This is a genomic window from Clostridioides sp. LIBA-6622, from assembly GCF_056716095.1.
Genome location: NZ_CP196998.1, coordinates 3,273,280 through 3,296,893, shown reverse-complemented (window position 1 = coordinate 3,296,893; position 23,614 = coordinate 3,273,280). Strand labels below are relative to the sequence as shown.

Genomic DNA, 23,614 nt, shown 5'->3' with positions numbered 1-23,614 from the left:
TATTTTTTTTCAAAAGTAATATACAAGCTATCATGAGCATATAATTCTCTATAGATAATTAACAAGGGGGATAAAGTTATGAGGTATTATAATAAACCTACCAAAGAAGTATTAAAATACTTAAAAACAAATCCAGAAGTTGGACTTGATGATAATGAGGTAGAAGAGAGAAAGCTTAGATATGGATTAAATGAATTTACCATAAAAGAAGGTCGAACATTTTGGGACGAGTTGGGGGAAAGTTTGACAGAACCTATGATATTAATTCTTATAGGGGCAGCAGTAATAAGCTCATTTGTGGGAGAATTACATGATGCATTAGGTATTTTAGGAGCTATTTTTATTGGTATTTCTATAGGTATAATAACTGAAGGAAAATCTAAAAAAGCTGCTCATGCTCTATCAAAATTAACCGAGAATATAGAAGTAAAAACACTTAGAGATGGAAATATAGTTAAAATATCAAAAAATGACTTAGTACCAGGAGATATTGTATATATAGAAACAGGAGATATGATACCAGCTGATGGAAGGCTTATACAATCTATAAATTTGAAGCTTAGAGAAGATATGCTAACAGGAGAATCTGATGATGTAGCTAAAAATGCTGATGCTATATTGGATATGGAGGTAGTTTATTCTAAAACAGAAATAATCGAACAGGATACAATACCTGCAAAACAAATTAACATGGTATTTGGGGGAACTCTAGTAGCATATGGTAGGGGAATAATGGTTGTTACTCACATTGGTGATAAAACAGAGATGGGTAAGATAGCACAGAACTTATCAAATGATGACCAGCAAACTCCACTTCAAATTAAATTAGGTAAGTTAGGAGCTAAAATAGCAGGAATATCAGGTGTAATAGCCACTTTATTGTGTATGTTTATGATTATACAAATGCAGAGAAAAGGACTATTGATTTTGGATACAAGCAGTATCTTGTCTTTTTTACAATCATTAGAACCTGCTAAGAATGCATATATGGTTTGTATTGCTTTAATAGTTGCCACTGTTCCAGAAGGTCTGCCAACTATGATAAATATTACCTTAGCCATAACGATGCAAAAGATGGCAAAGATAAATGCTTTAGTAACAAAGAAAGAGGCTTGTGAAACTATAGGTTCTGTTTCTGTAATATGTTCTGATAAGACAGGTACTTTAACACAAAATAAGATGATGGTAGAAGTAGCATATGTTGATGGTAAGTATATAAGTAGTGGAGAATATCAAAGTAATAGTTATTTTGAACAAAACTGTATAGTGAATTCAACTGCCGATATAGAAAAGGAAGAAAATTCATTTAAGTATATTGGAAGTGCAACAGAGTGTGCATTACTTTTATATCATAATGATAAAAACTATAATGAAATGAGAAAACAAACTTATTTAATATCACAAATACCTTTTAGTTCAGAAGAAAAGAAAATGTCAACATTAATTCGTCAAGAGGACTCAGATGTACTGCTTTCAAAAGGTGCACCAGAAGTATTATTAAAGAAATGTTCTTATGTGCAACAAGGAAAAAGTATTGTTCCAATAACACCAAAAATAGAAAAAGGTATTTTGGATGAAATTAAAAAGTTACAAATTAAATCTATGAGAACCTTAGGATTTGCTTATAAAAAGATGACTAAATCTAGAACAGAAGTTGCAATAACTTCAGAAGGAGAATTAAATTTAATAGGAAATCCAAGAGGTTATGAGAAGGAAGAAAATTTAGTATTTAGTGGATTTGTAGGAATAGTAGACCCATTGAGAGAAGGGGTTAAAGAGTCTATTGATAAGGCATTTAATGCAGGTGTAGATGTAAAAATGCTTACAGGTGATAATATTAATACAGCAACTGCTATTGGAGATGAATTAGGATTATTGAGTGATGGGAAAAAGGCAGTTGAAGCAACTTATATAGATGTACTGACTGATGAAGAGTTAAGAGAAGAAATAAAAGGAATATCTATTGTAGCAAGAAGTAAACCAGATACAAAGATGAGAATAGTTTCTGCACTTCAAAAAAGCGGTGAGGTTGTAGCTGTAACAGGTGATGGTATAAATGATGCTCCAGCTCTCAGTCAAGCAGATGTTGGTATTGCTATGGGAATCTCAGGTACAGAAGTATCTAAAAACGCAGCAGATATAATATTGACTGATGATAGTTTTAGTACCATAGTCGAGGGAATAAAATGGGGAAGAGGTATTTATGAAAACTTCCAAAGATTTATACAGTTCCAGCTTACTGTAAATATAGTAGCATTTATAATTGCTATAATATCTCAACTTACTGGTAAAGATATGCCATTTACTACCATACAATTATTATGGGTAAATATAATAATGGATGGTCCTCCAGCTCTTGCATTGGGATTGGAACCTGTTAGAGATTATGTATTGAAAAGAAAACCAATAAATAGACATTCTGGAATAATAGCTAGGTCTATGTCTATAAACATTATTATAAATGCTATCCTTATAATTACAATTGTATTTACACAATCAGCTTTTAATATATTGGGAGCCACACCAGATGAGCAAGGTACTGTTATATTTTCTTTATTTGCATTCAGTGCCCTTTTTAATGCATTGAATTGCCGAGAGTTTGGTTTTAACAGTACAATACCTAATTTCTTTAAGAATAAGTTGGCATTACAAATAATAGTTGTTACAGGTATAATCCAGATAATATTTACACAAGTATTCCAGAGCTTCTTTAACTCTGTTTCTTTAGATTTTAATATGTGGATAAAGATAATACTATTTGCATCGACCATTTTATTGTCAAACGAATTTGTAAAACTAATCCTTAGAACTCTAAAAAATAGTAGAACTAGAGTTATTAGTAGTAAAAGTTAATTTTATGAGACCGCAAAGTAACATATATAATATTACTTTGCGGTTTTGTATTTTACACAGGTATCTCTGACTTATTTTAGAATTATATAGATTGTTTCTCTAATACATAATTTAAAATTCGATTATAGATGGGTTATGATTTACAAAAGGTAAAAAATTGTGAATGACTTGTTTTGTTTTAATTTTCATGTAACTGGTAGTAGTGCCATCACTACATCCATACCATTCTTCATTGACAACATCCTTATCAAAAACAACTTGTACAGTATTGTCATTGTCAAGTATAGTGCTAAAAATAGTCGCTGCACCGATTTTAGTTCCTAACATCTTCTCCATTAATTCAGCAGGGGCAAAAGAAACTCTAGATACTTCTAATGCATTACTAAAATTAGTCGATTTAAAGGGTTTATCACCTGGCATAATAAATAGATAGAAAGCTGTTTTTTGTCTATTACAAAGAAATAGAGTTTTTACCATCTTCATATCTAATTTTTTGTCAATTTGAACACAATCTTCCATTGTAATTGCTTCATCTGTATCAACTCGTTCAAATTCAATATCCAAATTTTGTAATATTCTGTATACCTCTTTTTGTAGTGGAGTATCAAATTTAATAGGTGCTTCTGTATAAATATCACTTACAAAAAACATGATTTATTTCATTCCTTTCCGTTTAAAATCCTATGGGCATAGTGTATCATAAGGTTATAAATTATAAAAGCGAATGTTTATCATATAAAAGATGATAAAATCAGATAGATATGAGGTGTATATAACATGGATATGAATATTCAAAAATATAGGGCATTTGTTAAAGCTGTTGAATATGGAAGTTTTACAAAGGCAGCAGATATATTAAAGTATTCTCAATCTGGTATTAGTCGTATGATTAATGATTTAGAAAAAGAATGGGGGGTATCACTATTAGAACGTGGGCGTTCTGGGGTAAGATTAACTTCTGATGGTATGAAATTATTACCATTTGCTAAAAGTGTATGTAATGAATATTATAAACTACAAATGCAAGTAGAGGAATTGAATGGATTGAAGTCAGGAATTATACGAATAGGAACATTTTCAAGTGTGGCAACTCACTGGCTTCCGAATATTATTAGAGAGTTTCAAAAGGACTATCCAAATATTGATTATGAATTATTACTTGGTGACTATACAGAAATAGAGAATTGGGTTTTAGATGGTAGAGTTGATTGTGGTTTTTTGAGACTTCCTACACTTCCAGAGTTTGAGACTATTTTTTTAGAACAAGATAAATTACTTGTAGTTTTACCTGAAAATCATCCCCTTGTAGAGTATGAATACTTTCCAATTGATGCACTTTGTAATTATCCTTTTATGCTATTAGAAAAAGGTGCCAAAACAGAAATCTCTGAAATATTTGAACGTCATAATATTTCTCCTAAAGTTCATTTTACGACATGGGATGATTATGCAATTATGTCTATGGTGGAAAGTGGTTTGGGTATTAGTATATTGCCACAACTTATTTTACAACGTATTCCTTATCGTATTGTGGCAAAGGAATTGGAAGTACCAGCTTATCGAAATATTGGTATGGCGTTAAGAGATAAAAAGAGTACCTCACTTGCAGTTAAGCGATTTATAGATTATATAAAGTATAAATAAATATAAACTTATAATTTATCAAAATAAAATACAAAAATAATCAATTGAAAAACTGTTTTATATATAAAATATTTATAAAAAGATACATCTTTAGAGTTTCAAATTAAAATATATTATAAATAAAAAAATCATATTATAAATAATACTTGGGGAAAATTATACTATCATAATAAATAGAGCATACAAAACTTGATATAAATGTATTAAATTGATTATAAATACAAATTTAGATTAAAGTTACTTTTGATATAGTGTATAGTGATAAACAAATTAAACATAATAAATAAAAAGAATGTAAATAAGAGGCTTTTATTCTAATATAATAGGTCTGATTATTTATAAGCATGTTGAAGGAGAAATATTATGAAAAATTTGTTTATAATATTATCGATATTTATAATTATGTCCATCAGCAATTTTTCGTATGCTTTTTGTGATACAAATTTAGAATATGAAAAAAATAATGAGAAAATAAGTAACTATTATAAAGGTAAGATTGAACATGTATTTGTACACCCATTAATCGTATATCCAGAAATGGCGTTTGATGGTGATTATGAATCTAAAACATTTTCCAAATGGTTTGTTACTACAAAAGAATTTAAAAAAATAATAGATAACTTATATCAAAGAAACTTTATACTTGTGTCATATAAAGATGTATATGAGGAAAAGGAAATTGATGGTAAAAAGCTAACAGTAAGAAAAAAACTATTGTTACCAGAAGGAAAAAAACCAATTATTATATCTATAGATGATATAAATTATAATCAATATATGTTAGGGAATGGAATAACAGAAAAAATTGTTCTAGATAAACATAACAGGTTGGCTGGATATGTTAAAAAGCCAGATGGCAAATACATTATTAGTACAGAAACAGAGATGGTTCCTTTAATTGAAGATTTTGTAAAACTACATCCTGACTTTTCTCATAATAATGCAAAAGGAGTTTTAGCAGTAACTGGATTTGAAGGTATTTTAGGTTATAGAATTCAAAGAGATTATCCAAATAGAAATGATGAATTAAAAGAATGCAAGAAAGTAGTCTATAAGCTAAAAGAAAATGGATGGGAATTTGCTAGTCATAGCTATGGGCATCCAAATCTCAAAAAAATTTCTCTAAAAAAGCTTAAAGATGATACTGTTAAATGGCAAAGGGAAGTTGAATCAGTTGTTGGAAAAACAAAAATATATATACCTCCATATGGTGAATTTCCTGATGAGTCATCTGAAGGCTTAGAATATCTTCAGTCAAAAGGATTTACGATTTTTGCAGGTGTAGGTCCAATATCATACGAAAAAATTTATAAGGATAAAAATTTAATTATTACTGATAGAAGAAATATAGATGGTATTACTTTATTAAATAAAAAAGATAAATTTTTAGATTTATATAATGCAGATAATATTATAGATTATAATGCTAGAAAGATTAATAAATAAGTATGAAGGTATAAAGAAGATTTACTAGAAATCTAATAAATAGTATTTAAATAGATATATAGAAAGGAATAAATTTATGAAATCAAAAAAATGGATTAGTATGATTTTATCTATATCAATAATAAGTGTTCTTTTTGCAGGTTGTACAAATAAATCTAATTCCAATGTAACTTCAAATGAAAAAATAGGATATGAGATAAAATCAACAAAAAATAGTGATAATAACATTGAATCTAATAAATTTAGTTTGGGAACATCAGAAATGGTTGTAAGAGGAAAGACGATACCTTTTAAGATAGAAGGTATAATATCAGCTCCTAAAGATATAAAAGAAAAAGCACCTATAGTATTAATCTTTCATGGGCAACATGGAGATGGAGAAAATGATTTTGAAGATGGATTTAAGTATCTTACTGAGGATTTAGCGAAAAATGGTATTATAGGAGTGTCTATTGATACTTCAGTAAACTATACTTTTCAGTATGGAGAACCTGTAGAAAACGAGAGAATAACATATTTAACTCAAGCTTATATAAAAGCTTTTCAAGATGCGTATGATGGCAATAAAAATGGATTTGGAATATATCTTAAAGACAAAGTTGATTTAGATAATATTGGTCTTATAGGTCATTCTGTAGCTGGTTCTGGAGTATTAAAAATAGCACAAGACCAAATACAAAAAGGATTTAAAGGGATAAAAGGAATTATATCACTTACACCAGCCTATAATAGTCCAATAGAGAAATTTCCAGATGTACCAACAGCAATAATAGTATCAGAGTATGATGGAGATGTTATCCATAGTGGAGATGATGTTTTTTATAATATATCCTTGGATAAAAACAGAAAAAGTCCTTTGGGATTAACTTATTTAGTAGGTGGGAATCACAATGCATATAACGCAGTTCTAGGAGAAAAAGAGTTCTCTCCACCACGAGATACAGATGGAACCTATCCTGAAAAATTAGGGAAAGAAGAACATAGAGATTTCTTTTCTAATTATGCAGTTGACTATATGAAATCTATTTTTGATTTTGATAATAGTGAATCACCTATTTTTAGTAAAAAGGGGTTGCCATATAAGATGTATGGGTATCAAACATTAAATAAAGTTAAATATAATGGTTCTGTAGAATTATTCAATAAAAAATTATTTAAAGATATAGACTCAAGTAATGTTGATACAAAAGAGTTAGTTGACTCAGAACGATTAGATAAAGATACTGCAAAACTTTTTAATAATATAAGTTCAAGTGAAAATTTAGATTTATTGGAAGTTGATTGGAAGTCTAAAGATGGAAAAATAGAATTACCTTTAAATAACAAGAATTTAGAAGATTACTCATCATTAAAATTTAGATGGGCGTTAAATTCTCCTAGTGAATTAAATAGTAAAGATAAAATAGTTTCATTTAAACTTAGCTTAATCGATTCTAAAGGAAAAGAAAGTAGTGTAACTTTGGATAATGATAAAGTGTCTGCTATGAAGTATTTTGAAGGGAAAGCTATAAGAGACGAATATTTAGAAGGTAAATTTATGGAGTTTTGGTCAAGATATACTCCAATAAGCGATACAATAATACCTATTGATAAGTTTAAAAACATAGATTTATCTAATATAAAGGGTGTTAAAATTGAATTTGAAAATCCAGAAACAGGTTCAATTATGATAAATAAAATAGTTGGTATAAAATAATAATATAAGTCCTAGATAAGATTATAAAATATCTAGGACTAGTTTTATTAGAATTCGATAATTTAAACTAAAAATACATCCATTTTATAATAAATGTATAAAAATAAAATCAATAATATCTTATTGATATATACGAATTATGTTATCATAAATAAAGGTATATATTCTAAAATTTGTCAATAAAATAGAGGACAAGGAGGTAAGTTTCATGTTTTCAAAAATCCTAGTCAAAACATTTATCAAAGATAGTGAAAACGTTCAAAATAAAGATGTTAGAAATAAGTATGGTTATGTAGCTGGTATAGTAGGTATATTATCTAATTTAATTTTATTTGTAGTAAAGGTATCTATAGGTGTGCTCACATCAAGTATAGCTATAATGGCTGATGCATTTAATAATCTTTCTGATATGGCATCTTCAGCAATAACTATGATAGGCTTCAAATTAGCAAGTAAACCAGCTGATAAAGAGCATCCTTTTGGACATGGGAGAATAGAATATTTATCAGCATTAATCGTAGCATTTATGGTGATGTTGGTAGGACTTCAATTTATAAAGTCATCTGTGGAAAGGATAGTAAATCCAGTTCCTATAAAGTTTGAAGTAATACCACTTATACTTTTGATTGCATCTATAATGATTAAAATTTGGCTAAGTAAATTTAATAAATTTATGGGAAATAAAATTAACTCCTCAGCATTAAAAGCAGTTTCACTTGATGCTTTAGGAGATGTATTTACATCAAGTTGTGTAGTTATATCATTTGTCATAGCCAAATTTACTAATTTACCTATAGATGGTTATGTTGGTATTGTAGTATCACTAGTAATACTTTATGCAGGATTTTCTCTTGTAAAAGATACTATAAATCCTCTTCTAGGAGAAGCTCCAGATGAAGAAATGGTAAAATCTATCATAGAATCATTATTATCTTATGAACATATTATAGGAACACATGACTTAATAATTCATAACTATGGAGTTGGGAGATGTATAGCATCTATACATGCAGAAATTCCATCAAATATAGACATAATGGAAATTCATGAAATTATAGATACTGCTGAGAGAGAAATATCTGAAAAATTAGATATGTATTTAGTAATTCATATGGACCCTATATGTCTTGAAGATGAAGAAGTTATGTCAGCAAAGCAAGAACTTGAAGAAATACTTAAGAAAAATAGTCTTGTAAAATCTATGCATGATTTCAGAATAGTTGGAAAGGGAAGTAAGAAAAATTTAGTGTTTGATATAGTAGTTAATCCTTCTGAATTCTCTAAAAATATGTCAGATGAAGATTTAAAAGAAGATATAACTAAATTAGTTAAGGATATGAATCCTGAATATAATTGTGTAATTGTGGTAGATAAAGATTTTATCTAATGATTAATTGAAATTATTATAAGGAAAAAAATGTAAAATATATAGACAAGAGGATATTGGCATTATATAATATAAATATATAATTGTATTTAGTATGGATATAACAATTTTAATTGTTTTTTATAAAATATTATAGAGATGTTGATGTATGTTCTATTATTGGGCACCTTATGGACATACTGAGTCAGTGGTGCAACCGGCTATGGATATAAATTTATTTATTTTCATGGCCTTTTTTATATGGTTTTTGCTGAAAGTTACTTTAAATGAGATATCAATGGAAGTTTATAAACTATAGATAGTATAGAGGGGAGAAATCTATATGAGGAAGGGAAATAAAAAGGCATTATTAATAAGTTTAATTATGATTTTAAGTATGGTAGTATCTACAATCTATCCAACTGTATCTTATGCTTCGGAATTAGGATATAACAGTCAGATTCAAAATAACTCAACTAGTTCATCAAGTGGAGAAGAGAAGCCATCAGATAACAAAAAACCAGAGCAGACTCCAGAAGGAGAGAAGCCATCAGACAATAAAAAACCAGAGCAGACTCCAGAGGGAGAAAAACCATCAGACAATAAAAAACCAGAACAGACTCCAGAGGGAGAAAAACCATCAGACAATAAAAAGCCAGAGCAGACTCCAGAAGAGGAAAAGCCATCAGACAATAAAAAACCAGAACAGACTCCAGAGGGGGAAAAACCATCAGATAATAAAAAGCCAGAGCAGACTCCAGAAGAGGAAAAGCCATTAGACAATAAAAATACAGAGCAAACTCCAAAAGAAGAGAAGCCATTAGAAGATGAAAATTTATTGAAAACTTTAGAAGAAGAACTTAATGAAGAGAATAAAGATTATGGATTTATTATAAAAGTTAATAACAGTACAATAGAAACTGAATCAATGAAAAAAATATCATTTAATTTGACTTATACTCCAACATCAAAGGGAATACAAGCAGGTGATTCAATAACTTTCAATGTGCCAGATGTATTTAATAAAGTTAATTTAGATTATACAAGTGAATGCTTCGATAAAACAGAAAGTAATGGAGAATATACACTTACATTTAGAGAACTGCCTAATGATCAAAGTATAATGCAAGGAAAAATAGGTCTAGAAGCATATGTTAAAAAGGTTGATGAAGAGACAAATACAAAAATTCATATTGAAACTACTGGAAAAATAGAAAGTGGAAGTGGAGATGTGGATGTAGAAATAAAGCCTGGAGATAAAGGTGAAGAAGAAGAGTCTAAAGGAACACTTAAGAAGCTTGTTGAAGGCAGAAAATCAACTACAGTATTTATGCCAGTTAAAAACAAAGACATAAATTATAGTATACAAGTAAATGAAAAACAGGAAGAATTGAAAGATATTACTTTGTATGATGAGCTTCCTGAAGGGTTGACATTGGTAAATAATTCTGTAAGTGTAGTAACAAGTGATGGAAAAGAAGTAAGTGATTTTAATATTGAACAAAGTGCAAATTCTATATCAGTTAATTTTGGAAATATAGATAAAGCATATACTGTTAAATACAAAGCTAGAATTAGTGACGAAAATGCAAAACATGGCAATAAGTATAAAAATGTAGCTAGGATAGAATCTGATGGTAAGAAGGTACAAGAAGATGATGCTACTGTAAGTATCTTTGATAGAGGTAGTGATTATCTTTTGACTAAAGGGCATTCAGGAGCAACAAATATTACTCAAGTTGGTCAAGTAATAAACTATCAGATTTCAGTAAATGATGATAAGTCACCAATAAGTAATGTTGTTATAACAGACAATATACCAGAAGGTATGAGATTAACTACAACAGGAGAGGCTGGACATGATTTTAGAGTTGTAGAAATTCCAATGAATGGTAACTGGACTCCTTGGAGTAAAGAAAAAATTGCAAACAACATTTCGTATAAAGTAGAAGAAAAAAGAAATGAAAGTGGTCAAGTAGATAAAGTTATAACTGGATTTACAATTAATCTTAGTAAAGAAGAAGTAGAATCAAAATTTTATATAGCTTATACATTAAAGGTTATTAGTATTGAAGATAGTTATACAAATAGAGCTATTCTTGATGCAAATAACAGTCAAGTTGATAAAAGCGATGAGATAAGTTTTAAGAAAAACTCTGGATTAATAAGTGCAAAAAAAGAAGTTGATAAGAAAGTCTTAAATAATAATGACAGTCAGATTGTTAAATACAAAATAAATATGTCAACTTATGGAGTTTATGATGCAGGGCAAGTAAATCTTTTGGATGAAGTAAATCCAGCTCTAAAAATATCTAATATAAAATATTCTGATAATCTTGAACTTAAAAAAGAAGCTGGAGATGGAAAAAATACTATAAGATTAGTAAATAAATATGAATATAAGCAGATAAAAGAAGGTGAACCTGTGCAAAGTTGGGTTACATTCGATGCTGATTTCACAGATGTAAAAGTTGGAGAGACTATACAAAATGTAGCTCAGATTAATGGCTCAAGTCCTCCTGGAGTAGAAACTACTAAGCAAGGTTATGCTTTTGAAGCTAAAAAAGTAGATTCTTTAGATAAAAATGCACTTTCAGGTGCTAAATTTAATTTAGAAGATGTATCTGGAAATGTAGTAGTTAAGGATTTAGTTAGTGATGAAGATGGTATAATTCAATCTAGTGTAAAAAGACCAGGAACATATTATTTAGTGGAAATGATGGCTCCAAGTGGATATGAAAAACTAAAGGATAAAATCAAAGTTAATATTGATAATAAAGATATTGGTAGAATTGTGGATATAGGGAATATAGAAAATATAAAACAAGAAAATCCACCAGTGAATCCGCCAGTACCACCAAATCCAGATAAACCAGTAGTAAATCCACCAGTACCACCAAACACAGATAAACCAAGTACAGATAAACCGAGAAAACCATCAAAACCATCTGATGCAGATGAAATAGTAGTAAATCCGCCAGTACCACCATCAGATGATGTGGTGAATCCTCCAATACCAGAGGTAGTAAATCCACCAGTACCACCATCAGATGATGTAATAGAAAAGCCTGTTAAACCAATTGTTCCAATACCAGAAGTAGTAAAACCATCAGTATCAGAAGAAAAGAATGATAAAGTGAAAAATGACACTGTAGTAAATCCACCAGTACCACCAAAGACAGGAGACAATACTACATTTACTGGAGAAATACTATTAGGTTTAGGAGCGATTATAGGGCTTATTATCTTAAGAAGAAACAAGAATACAAATTAGACCCTAACATTATAAAAATATAAGTAATATTAAAAAATATCTTCTAAAACAATATTTAATAGTGAAAATATTGTTAGAAGATATTTTTTTTTGAAGGATTATGTAAAAAAATAATAATTTTTTAGAAAAAAAATCCAAAAATCTATAGACAATTAGAAAGATATAAGCTATAATATAAATATAAAATTAAATGAGGCAAAACTAGGGAAACCTAGTCACGCAAAGCTATAGGGGCTAAAGTTTAGTAAACTACGCCAGCCAGTTGCCGAAAAGAGTAAAAATTTCTTTTTGTATATACAAAGATACTCTTGGGTATCTTTTTTATTTTGAAATTTATTACTCCCGGCCTAACTCAAAGGAGGGAATAATATGAAACCAAGTAAAAAATTATTAATAGCCATAATATCAATATTCTTAATAAGTTCAGTTCCAGTAAGTGCACATGCAGATAGTTCAACTGCACAAAAAAATAAAGAAACACTTAGTCAAATAGTGGTTCTTCCAACTGGAAATTACAATAAAAATGAAGCTAATGCTATGGTAAGTAGATTAGCAAATATAGATGGAAAATATTTAAGTGCTTTAAAACAAGATAATTTAAAAATAAAATTATTAAGTGGAAAATTAACAGATGAAAAAGAATATGCTTATTTAAAAGGTGTAGTTCCTAAGGGTTGGGAAGGCACTGGAAAAACTTGGGATGATGTTCCTGGTTTAGGTGGAAGTTCAGTAGCTCTTAGAATTGGATTTAGTAACAAAGGTAAAGGTCATGATGCAATAAACTTAGAATTACATGAAACAGCACATGCAGTAGACCATATCGCATTAAATGATATTTCTAAATCAGCACAGTTTAAACAAATATTTGCTAAAGAAGGGCGTTCTTTAGGTAATGTAAATTACTTAGGTGTATATCCAGAAGAATTCTTCGCAGAAGCATTTGCATATTATTATTTAAATCAAGATACAAATAGTAAATTAAAAGCAGCTTGTCCACAAACTTATAGTTTTTTACAAAACTTAGCTAAATAGAGAATTTTAAAAATTTAAAATAAATATAAATTAAGAGATGCTATTATGATAGCATCTCTTTTATGTTTCGTTTAAGGCTAATAAATTTGCCTTATGTATTATGATAGATTATAAGTTACTACTCCTTATACAAGGCTTCAACGTGCTTATTATGTGCTTGAGTAATTATCGTAGGGATAATAGAAATTATTGAACCAATTACTATCAATAAAATTCCTATAACCATGTTAATAGGGATAATTTCTTTAAGTATTAATAATGCAAGTATTGGAGATATTACTGGTTTAAAGAAGAATACTAGAGATGTAAGACTAGTAGATGTAGCTTCCATCGCCATAAAGTAAAGCGCATAACCAACACCTGTGACAAATACAAATACATAAATCATAATAGGCATATTGTGTAAAGTATAGCCACTAAAAATAGGTACGTTTGCAAATACATGAAGTTTATTTTTATTTAATATATCTGCTATAAAATTAATTTTAGTAAGTAAAACTAATATTAACATTTCTAAACTTCCAAATATAAAACTAAAGCAAGTTACAACTATTCCACCAAATTTTAAAGTCTTTCTTTTACCAAATACAGTATACATAGAAAAAATGATAGCAGAAGATAATGTCAAGAATATTCCGCTAAGAGTTAATTTTGTATGCAATGGATTTATGATAACTATAATTCCAAGTACTTCTAAAATAAGTGAAATTACATTGTGCCTATAAATTTTTTCCTTTAAAATTAAGTAAGCTAGAAGCATTACAAATACTGGATTACAACTAAACAAAACAGCAACTACAGATGCTTTTGTGTTTAGAACAGCCAGTTGGTACAATGACATACTTACTACTACACACATAAAACCTAGAAATGCAAAGTATTTTAAGTCTGATTTTGTAATAGAAAGATTAAGGGATTTTAATCTTTTTATGGCAAAAGGTAGTAGGATTAAACCACCAACAAAAAATCTTGATAGAGTTATTTGTAAGGGATTAAAGTCATTAGTAACAGTTTTTAAACTAATTTCCATTGAGCTAAAAAATAAGGTGGTTAGTATTATATAAACATAACCTTTTTTCAATTCAAACACCTCCTTGTAATTTATATTAGTACTATAGATTACAATATTCAAGTATATTGGTATAATATGGTATATAAATATAGTACATAAAATTATAAACTACCTTAGTATAGAATGTTTAAATTCTATACTAAGGTAGTTAATTATTTGAATTACAGTATTCAATTATTTTAAATTATAAAGTTTAGCTAATTTTTCAAATGCTGGTAGAGAGCTTTTAACTTTGTCATAAGACACACAATACGATATTCTAAAGTGGCCTGGACAACCAAAAGAAGAACCTGGTACTAATAATAAATTAAACTGTTTTGCATCATTGCAGAATTTTTTATCGTCTTCAATTGGAGCTTTTGGGAATAAATAGAATGTACCACTAGGTTTAACACAAGAAAATCCCATATCTACTAAGCTATTATATAAAAGGTCAAAATTCTTTTTATAGATGTTTACATCAACTTCAGCATCTAAACTTCTTGAAATAACTCTTTGGAAAAGAGAAGGAGCATTTACAAATCCAAGTATTCTGTTTGCAACATTTAATGAAGATATAACATCATCAAAATCATCCATTTGTCCATTAGCAACAATATATCCTATACGTTCACCAGGTAGAGATAATGATTTACTATAAGAGTATCCTATAAATGAATTTTTATAATATTTTAGAACACAAGGCACTTTAGCACTGTCATAAATTATTTCTCTATATGGCTCATCAGAAATTAGATATATATTTGTATTTAATTCTTTTTGCTTTGAGTCTAATAGTTCTCCAAGGTTTTTTAATAATTCTTCAGAATAGATAACACCAGTAGGATTATTTGGAGTGTTTATTATTAAAGCTCTTGTTTTTGAATTAATGGCATTTTTTAGAGCATTTAAATCTGGTTCGAAAGTTTCTATATTTGTAGGAACTTCTACTAACTTTCCATCATAGTTTTCTGTATAGTTTTTATACTCACCAAAATATGGGGCAAAAGCAATAACCTCATCATCAGGATTTAAAAGAGTTTTTAAAATAATATTTAGACCACCAGCAGCACCACAAGTCATAATTAAATTTTCTCTTGTAAGGTTCAATCCATCTTTTTTATTTATATGTTCAGCAATAGCATCTCTTACATCTTCATATCCTGAATTATTCATGTATCCATGAACTAGATTTGGAGATTCTTCATTTAAAATATCATTTATAACTGCTTTAATAGTCTCTGGAGGTTCAACACTTGGATTTCCTATACTAAAATCAAAAACATTTTCTTCTCCATAAATATCAGAAAGTTTTTTTCCTTCTTCAAACATAGCTCTTATAACGGAGCTGTTTGCAACTAAAGTTTGCATTTTATTAGATATCATATGTAACACTCCCTTTTATAGATTTATATTGCCTATGTATATATTATCATATTTTTACAGAATTTAGACAATTTTCGAAAAATTATTTGTTTGAAAATATAAACTTTTATATAAAATATATTTATGTGTAGTGAGTATTAAAAATTCCAGTTTCAACCTAATCATAATTATTTGGCAGAATAAATTTTTAACAAATTAATAAAAGTTATGTTAATAAAGTAAAATGTTATTGACTATATTAATTGTTTAATATAATATAGTTGATATAGTCAAATATATTATAGAGGGGAAATTTAAGATGGATTTTAAAAATTTACAGTATGAAAGTTTGTCGTATGTTATCTGTAATTTACAAAAAAATTTTAAACTTTATTGCGAAAAATGCTTAAAGCCATACAAACTTACGAATGGTTTGTATTTCTATTTAATTTATATCAATAAAAATAGAAACTGCTCTTTGAATGATGTTTCAACAGAATTTGAAGTAGATAAAGCACATACAACAAGAACTATATCTAGATTAGAGCAAGATGGATACATAGAAAAAATTCAAAATCCCAATGACAGTAGAGCTTTTCAGCTTAGAGTAACAGATAAGGGTGAGGAAGTATTAGGAGATATAAAAAATATATTTTCAAAATGGGATAATAATATAAGAAAAGAGTTCTCGGATGAAGAGTATAAAGAATTAGTTAAGAAATTACATGTAGTAAAAGATATAAAGACAACAGTGGAGGAAGAATAGGATGTATTGCAATTTGTTAAAGCCAATTAAAATTGGCAATTTAGAATTGAAAAATAGAGTATCATTTGCACCTACAAGTATGAGTCTCAAGTTTGAAGAAAAAATTAAAAAACTTTGTGATATTGCCAAATCAGGTGTGGCTTTGATTACTTTAGGAGATGTATCTGTTAGACCTAGTTTTCATAAGATGGCTTTGAGTTTATCTGATGAAGAAGGGGTAATAAAGTATAAGAAAATTGTAGATGAAATACACAATTCTGGTGCAAAGGTATCAGCACAGATATTTTGTTCAGATTATGATATTAATTTGATTAAAGATACTATGAAGGCAGGGGTTACTTCACATGATGATATTAAAAAAATCATGAGTAATGGAGTAAAAGATTACATAACAAATATGTCAAAAGAAGAAATTAAGGATATTATAGATTTATTTAAAGTAGCAGCATTGAATGCAAAAAAAGCGGGATTTGATATGATTCAGATTCATGGAGATAGGCTGATAGGCAGTTTTTCTTCAAGTATATTTAATAATAGAAATGATGAATACGGTGGAACATGTGATAATAGAAGTAGATTTGCAAGTGAAATAATAAGAAGCATTCGAAATGAGATTAAGGATATTCCAATAGATTATAAACTTGTGATAAGACAAGAAAACCCTCATTACGGTAATGCAGGAGTTTTACTTTCAGAGGTTGGGTATTTTGTAAAAAAATTTGAATTATTAGGTGTAAATAGTTTTCATGTAACACTTGCAAATCATTCAAAATTAGAAGATACGATACCAACTAAGAATCATCCTTATTTTAAAGATGAAGGATGTTTTTTATATTTAGCTGATGAAGTGAAAAAACATACAAATCTTCCAGTATGTGGAGTTGGAAAATTGTCTAGTCCAGATTTTATAGAAAATATTATCTCAGATAATAGAGTAGATATGGTTTCTATGTCAAGACAATTATTAGCAGATAGTAATTGGTTACAAAAAGTAAAAGATGGAAGAGTAGAGGATATTAAAAGGTGCTGTTATTGTAATAAAAAATGTGCAGATGCATTACAAACACGTTCTCAGTTTGGATGTATATTAGATTAGACTATATTTATATCAATTAAAAAATATGTTAATATTAATATATTTTTGGTAAGCTTAGATAAGTATCTAAATAAATAGGAGGGTATATCATGAAAAGTTTAATTTTATATTCAAGTTTGACTGGAAATACTAAAAAAATTGCTTATTCTATATATGATGCAATCCAAGGAGAAAAAGACATTAAAAATATAGGTGAATTAGTTGATGATAGTATTAACTATGAAAATTATGATATAGTATTCCTAGGATATTGGGTGGATAAGGGAATTTGTGATAAAAATTCAAAACAAGTACTTGAAAATATTCACAACAAAAAGATAGCCCTATTTGGAACAATGGGAGCTAGTACAAAAGGAAGTTATGGTGCCAATATTATAAAAAAGATAGAATCAATCGTTTCAAAAGACAATGAAAACTTAGGTTCATTTATATGTCAAGGGAAGATAGCAGAAGAGCTGAAAGTAAAATATGAAGAGATGCTAAAGCTTCATCCCGAGAATGAGCATATTCGTGAACAGTTAAATAATCATGAAGAGTCTCAAAGTCATCCAGATGAGCAGGAGATATGTGAAGCTGTTATATTTGCAAAAGATGTTATGAGTAAGGTTAGTACAATATAGTAGATAAATATTAAGTAGGATATATAGAATCAGTAATCAAATAAAAAAGCATGGCAAATGATTTGCTATGCTTTTTTTATGAAATCAAAGAAATAGTAAAAATACTTGACTGTAAACCTTGTTTATAGTGTACTTTATAGAAAATAACCTAGTTTTAGATATTAGTTTTAGATATAGAACAAGAGATTATTGTATAAAAAATTATAGCAGATAAAGAGCTTGATTTTAAGATATCATAAATCATTATAAAGAATGAAGGTATGTAAAACTAGAGCATAGTTATAGTTTAGTAGAATGAGAAGGTGGTGTTTAAAAATGACAATTAAAGAAGTTGAAGAAAAAACAGGATTAGCTCGTTCTAATATTCGTTTTTATGAGAAAGAGTTTCTAATTAAACCAACTCGTAATGAAAATAATGGGTATAGGGAATATTCAGATGAAAATGTGGAGGATATCAAAAAAATAGCATATTTACGTACATTAGGAATTTCTATTGAGGATATTCGTAATATTATATTACAGAAAGTGTCATTATATGAAGTTCTTGAAAATCAAGAGCAAGTTCTTAAAACTCAAATATCCGATTTAGAAAATGCTAAAAGTATATGTGAAACAATGTTAGAATCTGATGAATTAACTTATTTAAATTTGAAAGTAGAAGAGTATGTAATTAAGTTACCAGAATACTGGAATAAAAACAAAACTATTTTTAAATTGGATTCTGTAAGTTTCTTATATATGTGGGGAGGAAAATTTACTTGGGGATTTATTACTCTTGCTTGTTTGTTGATTGCAATAATAATATTTCCAAAGTTACCATCACAGATTCCTGTGCAATGGAATAATGGTGTAGCTAACTATGTAGACAAAAAATTTATTTATGCATATCCTGTTATTTGTGTTATGTTTAGATTTATTTTACGTCCATTTATATGGAGATGGTTACAGATACATACTTTCTATATTGATATTATTGCAGATTATTTAACGAATTTTTTGTGTTTTGTAGCTTTGTCTATAGAAGTATTTTCTATATTTTTTATTTGCAATATTGTCAAGCATGTTACAGTAATCATCTTTATAGATGTACTTGTATTTATTGTTTTACTGATAATAGGATGGTATAAACTGTTTAAAAAAGATAATCAATTTTAAAAAATTAGTAGAAAGTGATGATATAAAAAATAGCCACTATAAATTATAGATTATAGTGGCTACTATATTTTATTATTTATATATGAAAACATTTTGCAAATTAATAAATTCTATAGTTTTATATATTGATGAAATATTCATGTAATTTGGAGTAATAAGTAAAATTTTCTAACAAGATTTGAAAATTTTACTTATTTAAAGTCAGAAAAAATATATTATTTTTTATCAAAGAAGTTAAAAATTAGGTATTTACATCTTATTTAAAAAAGACAAGAAGTCAATTTTATATATTTTTTTTGGTCTTCCTCTTTGATTATCAAGCTTTGTATTTACAATGGTTGCAATTCCTGCTTTATATAAGATACTCAATATTCTATTTGCACTTCTAAGAGTTATATTCATATAGTCTGATAGTATTTCTGCTGAGACATTATTTGAATTTCTGTCATTAATCATGCACATAATTTTAGATACATTAGTATTAGATAGAGGTATAAAAGAAGCAACTTTATTAGCTAATGAGCTTTCTTCAATATCATGATAGTTCTTGTTTGAATATAAAGGCCCTATAGTATTGTTAGTATCATTTACTATAAAAGTACAGTTTCCACCTAAAGAAGCTGATTTACCATTAGCTTGACGAGCATTCTGTTCTGCATGAATATTTGTATTTCCAATACCCCAACCAATATTTAAGCTATACTTAATTTCTTTTAAGTCTTCTGAAATAAAAAAGTCTGTATAATTATTGGTCATATTATTTAACATATCTTTAGTAGTATGTATCTCTATTTTCATATCATTTTTTTTGACTTGAACTCCATAAAAACCATTTTTTGATAGCGAATCTAAGATGGTATTATATATTTGGTTTTGTATCTCATCATTTTTAAATATCAAATCTTCATTTATATATTCTGAGCTATTTACTGTAACTATACAAGTTGCAGATTTATTTTTGTCTAAGTTTTGTAATGTTATTTCATTCACTAGAGATTTAAATGTATTTAAGATTGATTCAGTAGATGGAACCATATATATACAATTGTACCCAAGCTCATTAAGTTCGCAACTAATGATGTAATTTCGCGTAAAAGAAAGATTAATCTTATTATTTTTCAATAAATCTAAGTGTATTTCCAATAATTTATCATTTAATTTCTTAAAGTCATATACAGGTTGAGGAATATTAAAATCTTTAATTGTATATGGACATTTATTAGAATCTATTAACGAATAAATATCGTAATAATTATTGTCTTCTCTTAAAAAATCCATAAATGATTTTGTGAAATCAATATCTTTTTGATTATTTAATAATTTAAATAAGTATTTATAAAAATCCCTTTCATCAAGTTTTAAAAAGTTCAATGGTACTTTTATGTCCTTTATGTTTATTACAAGTTCGCTATATGGAACTATACCACTACATACAAATCCATCAAAATTATCTACTTGCTCATTGTATATAGTAGGTAAATTACTAAAAGGATTTTCTCCTTTAAGCTCAATAAATGTAATTTCACAAATATTTTTTAGTTCATTAAGAGCTTGTTTGTACTTGTCTGACATAAAATAAGATGTTGTTAAAAATCCAATTTTATATTTCATAAAACCTCCTTTAAAATTTCGAGAGTATTACAATTAATCAATTTATATCCTCATTTTATAATAGTAGATAAAACGCGTCAATTTATTTTACAAAATGAAAATTGAAAGAAAAATCAGAAAATACAAAAAATATAGAAAAAAAATGTTGACTGATAAAAATAATTGTGATATTTTGTATTTAAGGACTAGTCTTTTAAAATTTCCTAAAATAAGCTTAGTTTTAGGAAAGGAATATATTTTATTAAAAAATGAAGGAGATTATTATGAATACATATTTAAATGAGATTTCTGAGTTTGTTGATGAGAGTAGAGAAGAAATAGTTTCATTATGGAAAGAGATTGTTAATATAGAAAGCTATACACATTGTAAAGAAAGTGTAAATAAGTTAGCAGATAGATTAAAGCTTGAATTTGAAAAAGAAGGCTTAGATTGTGAACTAGTAGATGTTGGAGATAATGGTAGCACACTTATAGGAACACTTGGTTCTAATATAGATAAAAAGCCAATAATTTTTTCAGGACATATGGATACTGTATTTGAAATAGGTACATTTGGTGAAAATCCTTTTAAAATAATAGAGGGAAAAGCATATGGACCAGGTGTTTTAGATATGAAGGGTGGAATAGTAATTGCTTTATATGTTATCAAAGCTTTAAATAAAATAGGATACAAAGAAAGACCAATAAAAATAGTATTTTCTGGGGATGAAGAGATAGGACATAAGGATTCAACTGGTGGAGAAGTCATATTAAAAGAAGCAAAAGGAGGCCTTTGCGCTTTTAATATGGAAACTGGCTTAGTAGACAATAGCTTGTGTGTGGGTAGAAAAGGAAGAATAGGATGTAATGTACATGTAAAAGGTGTAGAGACACATGCAGGTAATGACTTTGAAGGTGGAAGAAATGCTATAGAAGAAATGGCTAATAAGATATTACGCATACAGAAATTGACCAACCTTGAGGTTGGAACTACAGCAAGTGTAAGTGTAATTAAGGGAGGAAGAGTATCAAATTCTATTCCAGAGGATTGTAATATAGAAGTAGACCTTAGATTTGAAAAAGTAGAAGAAATGGAGAATGTTAAGGAAAGAATTAGAGAAATATGTAAAGAAACTTATATAGAGGGAACTTCTACAGAAGTTGACTTTATAAGTGAAATGATGGCATTTGAGACTACAGAAGATGTTATGAGATTTCATAAATTCGTAAATACAGTATCGAAAGAAAATGGGTTTGGAGAGTTAAATGCTAAGAGACTTGGAGGCAGTTCAGATGCCAGTTATTTGACGATTGCAAACGTTCCCGCAATGTGTTCTTTTGGTGTAAGAGGAGAATGGAATCATACATCAAGAGAATATGCGTTAGTAAATTCGATGTTTGAAAGAGTGAAATTAATTTCTACAATTATTTTAAATTTAGATAAATTTGAGGTATAAAGGGGGATTTTATATGGATAATACAACTGGAGATAATAAGGTAACATGGAAAGGGTATTTGTCTTTATTTATATTGATAGTATTATTTTCAGGAATTTTTAAGGATAGTCATGGATTTCTTAAAGCACTAGACTTTGCAAACCTTACAGGTTCATTTGGTACTATATCAGATGGAGTAGATTTTATGGGTAAAGGAGGAACTGGAGCAAAAGATGGATTCTTATTTTCACTAACTTTGATACCAACTGTCTGTTTTGCTGTAGGTCTTATAGATGTAGTTGAGTCTATGGGAGGAATGAAAGCAGCATCAAAAATATTCAATCCATTGCTTAGACCTATACTTGGCATACCTGGTATAGCAGGTATAGCATTTGTATCTTCATTTACTAGTTCAGATGTTGCTTCAATAATGACAAAAGAATTATATGAAAGTGGAGAAATAACTGATGATGAAAGAACTATATTTGTAGCATATCAATATGCTGGTTCAGCTGTTATATTAAACACAATAAATACTCAAGCTCCACTTTTACCAATAGCATTATTGGCATTAGGTCCAATAATCCTTATAGAGATATTCTGTAAGATACTTGGTGCAAATCTAGTTAGATTAATTATAAGTATAAAAAATAAAAAGACTAAGATGAAGGAGGCTGTGTAATATGAGTCAACAAACTAATGGAAATGCAATTGCAAATAGTAAACCTAAGAAAACTGCTGTTGAAACATTTATGGGAGGAGCAAAAAAAGGTTTCTACATAGGTGTTGAACAAATATTACCAGCTATGATAATGGGTTATGTAATAGTACAGTTTTTACAATTAACTGGACTAGTTGATATTTTAGGAAGTGTTTTTGGACCAGTAATGGGTATTTTTGGACTACCTGGAGAATCAGTTGTAGTTTTGATAGCAGCATTCTTTGCTAAGGCAGCAGGAGCAGCAACAGCAGCAAACTTATTTGCACAAGGTTTAATTACTGCACCACAAGCAACTATATTAATTATGCCATGTATGTTAATGGGTACTCTAGTTGGTCACTATGCAAGAATAGTACTTGTAGCGAATGCTAGTACGAAGTATAGAATGTTATTGTTGGCAGTTCCTATATTTGATGCAGTAGTAGGAATGTTGATAGTAAGGGTTTTACTTACTGTTATGGGATTAATGTAGACAAAATGAAATTATAACTTAAGTATAAAGT

At 28.3% G+C, this 23,614-nt stretch carries 18 protein-coding genes and 2 riboswitches; of the genes, 14 read left to right on the top strand and 4 right to left on the bottom strand.

All coding sequences use genetic code 11. The features are described from left to right. Nucleotides 1–78 precede the first annotated feature (78 nt). Nucleotides 79–2,853, top strand: coding sequence for a calcium-translocating P-type ATPase, PMCA-type (locus tag ACTG47_RS15455; RefSeq protein WP_479925200.1), 2,775 nt, complete (start codon nucleotides 79–81; stop codon nucleotides 2,851–2,853). A 111-nt stretch (nucleotides 2,854–2,964) separates the two neighbouring features. Here ACTG47_RS15455 and ACTG47_RS15450 read toward each other — a convergent pair whose 3' ends face one another. Further along, a complete protein-coding gene (locus ACTG47_RS15450) occupies nucleotides 2,965–3,504 on the bottom strand; it encodes a prolyl-tRNA synthetase associated domain-containing protein (RefSeq protein WP_479925199.1) in 540 nt (179 codons plus the stop codon). A 126-nt stretch (nucleotides 3,505–3,630) separates the two neighbouring features. Here ACTG47_RS15450 and ACTG47_RS15445 point away from each other — a divergent pair, with 126 nt between their 5' ends. The 6 genes from ACTG47_RS15445 to ACTG47_RS15420 all read left to right on the top strand — a co-directional run bounded on the left by ACTG47_RS15445 (nucleotide 3,631) and on the right by ACTG47_RS15420 (nucleotide 13,311). Further along, nucleotides 3,631–4,497, top strand: a complete 867-nt coding sequence (locus ACTG47_RS15445) for a LysR family transcriptional regulator (protein WP_479925198.1) — start codon at nucleotides 3,631–3,633, stop codon at nucleotides 4,495–4,497. A 363-nt stretch (nucleotides 4,498–4,860) separates the two neighbouring features. Continuing rightward, the gene (locus ACTG47_RS15440) at nucleotides 4,861–5,943 is read left to right on the top strand and encodes a polysaccharide deacetylase family protein (protein WP_479925197.1); all 1,083 of its coding nucleotides are present in this window, start codon (nucleotides 4,861–4,863) and stop codon (nucleotides 5,941–5,943) included. A gap of 76 nt (nucleotides 5,944–6,019) precedes the next feature. Continuing rightward, nucleotides 6,020–7,639: an alpha/beta hydrolase family protein gene (locus tag ACTG47_RS15435; RefSeq protein WP_479925196.1), complete on the top strand. Its 1,620-nt coding sequence runs from the start codon at nucleotides 6,020–6,022 to the stop codon at nucleotides 7,637–7,639. Between the two features lie 208 nt (nucleotides 7,640–7,847). Continuing rightward, nucleotides 7,848–9,026: a cation diffusion facilitator family transporter gene (locus tag ACTG47_RS15430; RefSeq protein ID WP_479925195.1), complete on the top strand. Its 1,179-nt coding sequence runs from the start codon at nucleotides 7,848–7,850 to the stop codon at nucleotides 9,024–9,026. A 125-nt stretch (nucleotides 9,027–9,151) separates the two neighbouring features. Further along, nucleotides 9,152–9,237, top strand: a riboswitch (cyclic di-GMP riboswitch). A gap of 111 nt (nucleotides 9,238–9,348) precedes the next feature. Next, nucleotides 9,349–12,279 (top strand): SrtB-anchored collagen-binding adhesin, encoded by a 2,931-nt coding sequence (locus ACTG47_RS15425; RefSeq protein ID WP_479925194.1) that lies wholly within the window; start codon nucleotides 9,349–9,351, stop codon nucleotides 12,277–12,279. A gap of 184 nt (nucleotides 12,280–12,463) precedes the next feature. Beyond that, a riboswitch (cyclic di-GMP riboswitch) is annotated at nucleotides 12,464–12,549 on the top strand. Nucleotides 12,550–12,648: 99 nt separating this feature from the next. Next, nucleotides 12,649–13,311: an anthrax toxin lethal factor-related metalloendopeptidase gene (locus ACTG47_RS15420; protein ID WP_169465035.1), complete on the top strand. Its 663-nt coding sequence runs from the start codon at nucleotides 12,649–12,651 to the stop codon at nucleotides 13,309–13,311. 118 nt (nucleotides 13,312–13,429) lie between these two features. Here ACTG47_RS15420 and ACTG47_RS15415 read toward each other — a convergent pair whose 3' ends face one another. Together ACTG47_RS15415 and ACTG47_RS15410 are read right to left on the bottom strand one after the other, a co-directional pair. Further along, nucleotides 13,430–14,392 carry a DMT family transporter gene (locus tag ACTG47_RS15415; RefSeq protein ID WP_479925193.1) on the bottom strand — a complete coding sequence of 321 codons (963 nt, stop codon included), beginning with the start codon at nucleotides 14,390–14,392 and terminating at the stop codon, nucleotides 13,430–13,432. A gap of 165 nt (nucleotides 14,393–14,557) precedes the next feature. Continuing rightward, complete coding sequence (locus ACTG47_RS15410; RefSeq protein ID WP_479925192.1) at nucleotides 14,558–15,748, bottom strand: pyridoxal phosphate-dependent aminotransferase; 1,191 nt, start codon at nucleotides 15,746–15,748, stop codon at nucleotides 14,558–14,560. A gap of 298 nt (nucleotides 15,749–16,046) precedes the next feature. Here ACTG47_RS15410 and bilQ point away from each other — a divergent pair, with 298 nt between their 5' ends. From bilQ to ACTG47_RS15390, 4 genes are all read left to right on the top strand, one after another. Further along, nucleotides 16,047–16,493 carry a bilirubin utilization transcriptional regulator BilQ gene (bilQ, locus tag ACTG47_RS15405; RefSeq protein ID WP_479925191.1) on the top strand — a complete coding sequence of 149 codons (447 nt, stop codon included), beginning with the start codon at nucleotides 16,047–16,049 and terminating at the stop codon, nucleotides 16,491–16,493. 1 nt (nucleotide 16,494) lies between these two features. Beyond that, entirely contained in the window at nucleotides 16,495–17,589 is a 1,095-nt protein-coding gene (gene bilR / locus ACTG47_RS15400) for a bilirubin reductase (RefSeq protein WP_479925190.1), read from the top strand. Between the two features lie 89 nt (nucleotides 17,590–17,678). After that, complete coding sequence (bilS, locus tag ACTG47_RS15395; RefSeq protein WP_479925189.1) at nucleotides 17,679–18,209, top strand: flavodoxin family protein BilS; 531 nt, start codon at nucleotides 17,679–17,681, stop codon at nucleotides 18,207–18,209. Nucleotides 18,210–18,524: 315 nt separating this feature from the next. Further along, nucleotides 18,525–19,364 carry a MerR family transcriptional regulator gene (locus tag ACTG47_RS15390; protein ID WP_479925188.1) on the top strand — a complete coding sequence of 280 codons (840 nt, stop codon included), beginning with the start codon at nucleotides 18,525–18,527 and terminating at the stop codon, nucleotides 19,362–19,364. Between the two features lie 249 nt (nucleotides 19,365–19,613). Here the strand turns inward: ACTG47_RS15390 and ACTG47_RS15385 are convergent, their stop codons facing one another. Then, nucleotides 19,614–20,975 carry a hypothetical protein gene (locus ACTG47_RS15385; protein ID WP_479925187.1) on the bottom strand — a complete coding sequence of 454 codons (1,362 nt, stop codon included), beginning with the start codon at nucleotides 20,973–20,975 and terminating at the stop codon, nucleotides 19,614–19,616. Between the two features lie 263 nt (nucleotides 20,976–21,238). Here ACTG47_RS15385 and ACTG47_RS15380 point away from each other — a divergent pair, with 263 nt between their 5' ends. From ACTG47_RS15380 to ACTG47_RS15370, 3 genes are read left to right on the top strand one after another with little or no spacing between them, the layout of a single operon-like run. Continuing rightward, nucleotides 21,239–22,411 carry a M20 family metallopeptidase gene (locus ACTG47_RS15380; RefSeq protein WP_479925186.1) on the top strand — a complete coding sequence of 391 codons (1,173 nt, stop codon included), beginning with the start codon at nucleotides 21,239–21,241 and terminating at the stop codon, nucleotides 22,409–22,411. Between the two features lie 13 nt (nucleotides 22,412–22,424). Further along, the gene (locus tag ACTG47_RS15375; protein WP_479925185.1) at nucleotides 22,425–23,072 is read left to right on the top strand and encodes a nucleoside recognition domain-containing protein; all 648 of its coding nucleotides are present in this window, start codon (nucleotides 22,425–22,427) and stop codon (nucleotides 23,070–23,072) included. A gap of 1 nt (nucleotide 23,073) precedes the next feature. Further along, the gene (locus tag ACTG47_RS15370) at nucleotides 23,074–23,583 is read left to right on the top strand and encodes a nucleoside recognition domain-containing protein (protein ID WP_479925184.1); all 510 of its coding nucleotides are present in this window, start codon (nucleotides 23,074–23,076) and stop codon (nucleotides 23,581–23,583) included. Nucleotides 23,584–23,614: the final 31 nt, after the last annotated feature.

Coding starts and splice junctions, on each gene's coding strand:
- ACTG47_RS15435 (WP_479925196.1), top strand. CDS start 6,020: ATGAAATCAAAAAAATGGATTAGTATGATTTTATCTATATCAATAATA.
- ACTG47_RS15380 (WP_479925186.1), top strand. CDS start 21,239: ATGAATACATATTTAAATGAGATTTCTGAGTTTGTTGATGAGAGTAGA.
- ACTG47_RS15370 (WP_479925184.1), top strand. CDS start 23,074: ATGAGTCAACAAACTAATGGAAATGCAATTGCAAATAGTAAACCTAAG.
- ACTG47_RS15440 (WP_479925197.1), top strand. CDS start 4,861: ATGAAAAATTTGTTTATAATATTATCGATATTTATAATTATGTCCATC.
- bilQ (WP_479925191.1), top strand. CDS start 16,047: ATGGATTTTAAAAATTTACAGTATGAAAGTTTGTCGTATGTTATCTGT.
- ACTG47_RS15390 (WP_479925188.1), top strand. CDS start 18,525: ATGACAATTAAAGAAGTTGAAGAAAAAACAGGATTAGCTCGTTCTAAT.
- ACTG47_RS15430 (WP_479925195.1), top strand. CDS start 7,848: ATGTTTTCAAAAATCCTAGTCAAAACATTTATCAAAGATAGTGAAAAC.
- bilS (WP_479925189.1), top strand. CDS start 17,679: ATGAAAAGTTTAATTTTATATTCAAGTTTGACTGGAAATACTAAAAAA.
- ACTG47_RS15385 (WP_479925187.1), bottom strand. CDS start 20,975: ATGAAATATAAAATTGGATTTTTAACAACATCTTATTTTATGTCAGAC.
- ACTG47_RS15410 (WP_479925192.1), bottom strand. CDS start 15,748: ATGATATCTAATAAAATGCAAACTTTAGTTGCAAACAGCTCCGTTATA.
- ACTG47_RS15425 (WP_479925194.1), top strand. CDS start 9,349: ATGAGGAAGGGAAATAAAAAGGCATTATTAATAAGTTTAATTATGATT.
- ACTG47_RS15450 (WP_479925199.1), bottom strand. CDS start 3,504: ATGTTTTTTGTAAGTGATATTTATACAGAAGCACCTATTAAATTTGAT.
- ACTG47_RS15445 (WP_479925198.1), top strand. CDS start 3,631: ATGGATATGAATATTCAAAAATATAGGGCATTTGTTAAAGCTGTTGAA.
- ACTG47_RS15455 (WP_479925200.1), top strand. CDS start 79: ATGAGGTATTATAATAAACCTACCAAAGAAGTATTAAAATACTTAAAA.
- bilR (WP_479925190.1), top strand. CDS start 16,495: ATGTATTGCAATTTGTTAAAGCCAATTAAAATTGGCAATTTAGAATTG.
- ACTG47_RS15420 (WP_169465035.1), top strand. CDS start 12,649: ATGAAACCAAGTAAAAAATTATTAATAGCCATAATATCAATATTCTTA.
- ACTG47_RS15375 (WP_479925185.1), top strand. CDS start 22,425: ATGGATAATACAACTGGAGATAATAAGGTAACATGGAAAGGGTATTTG.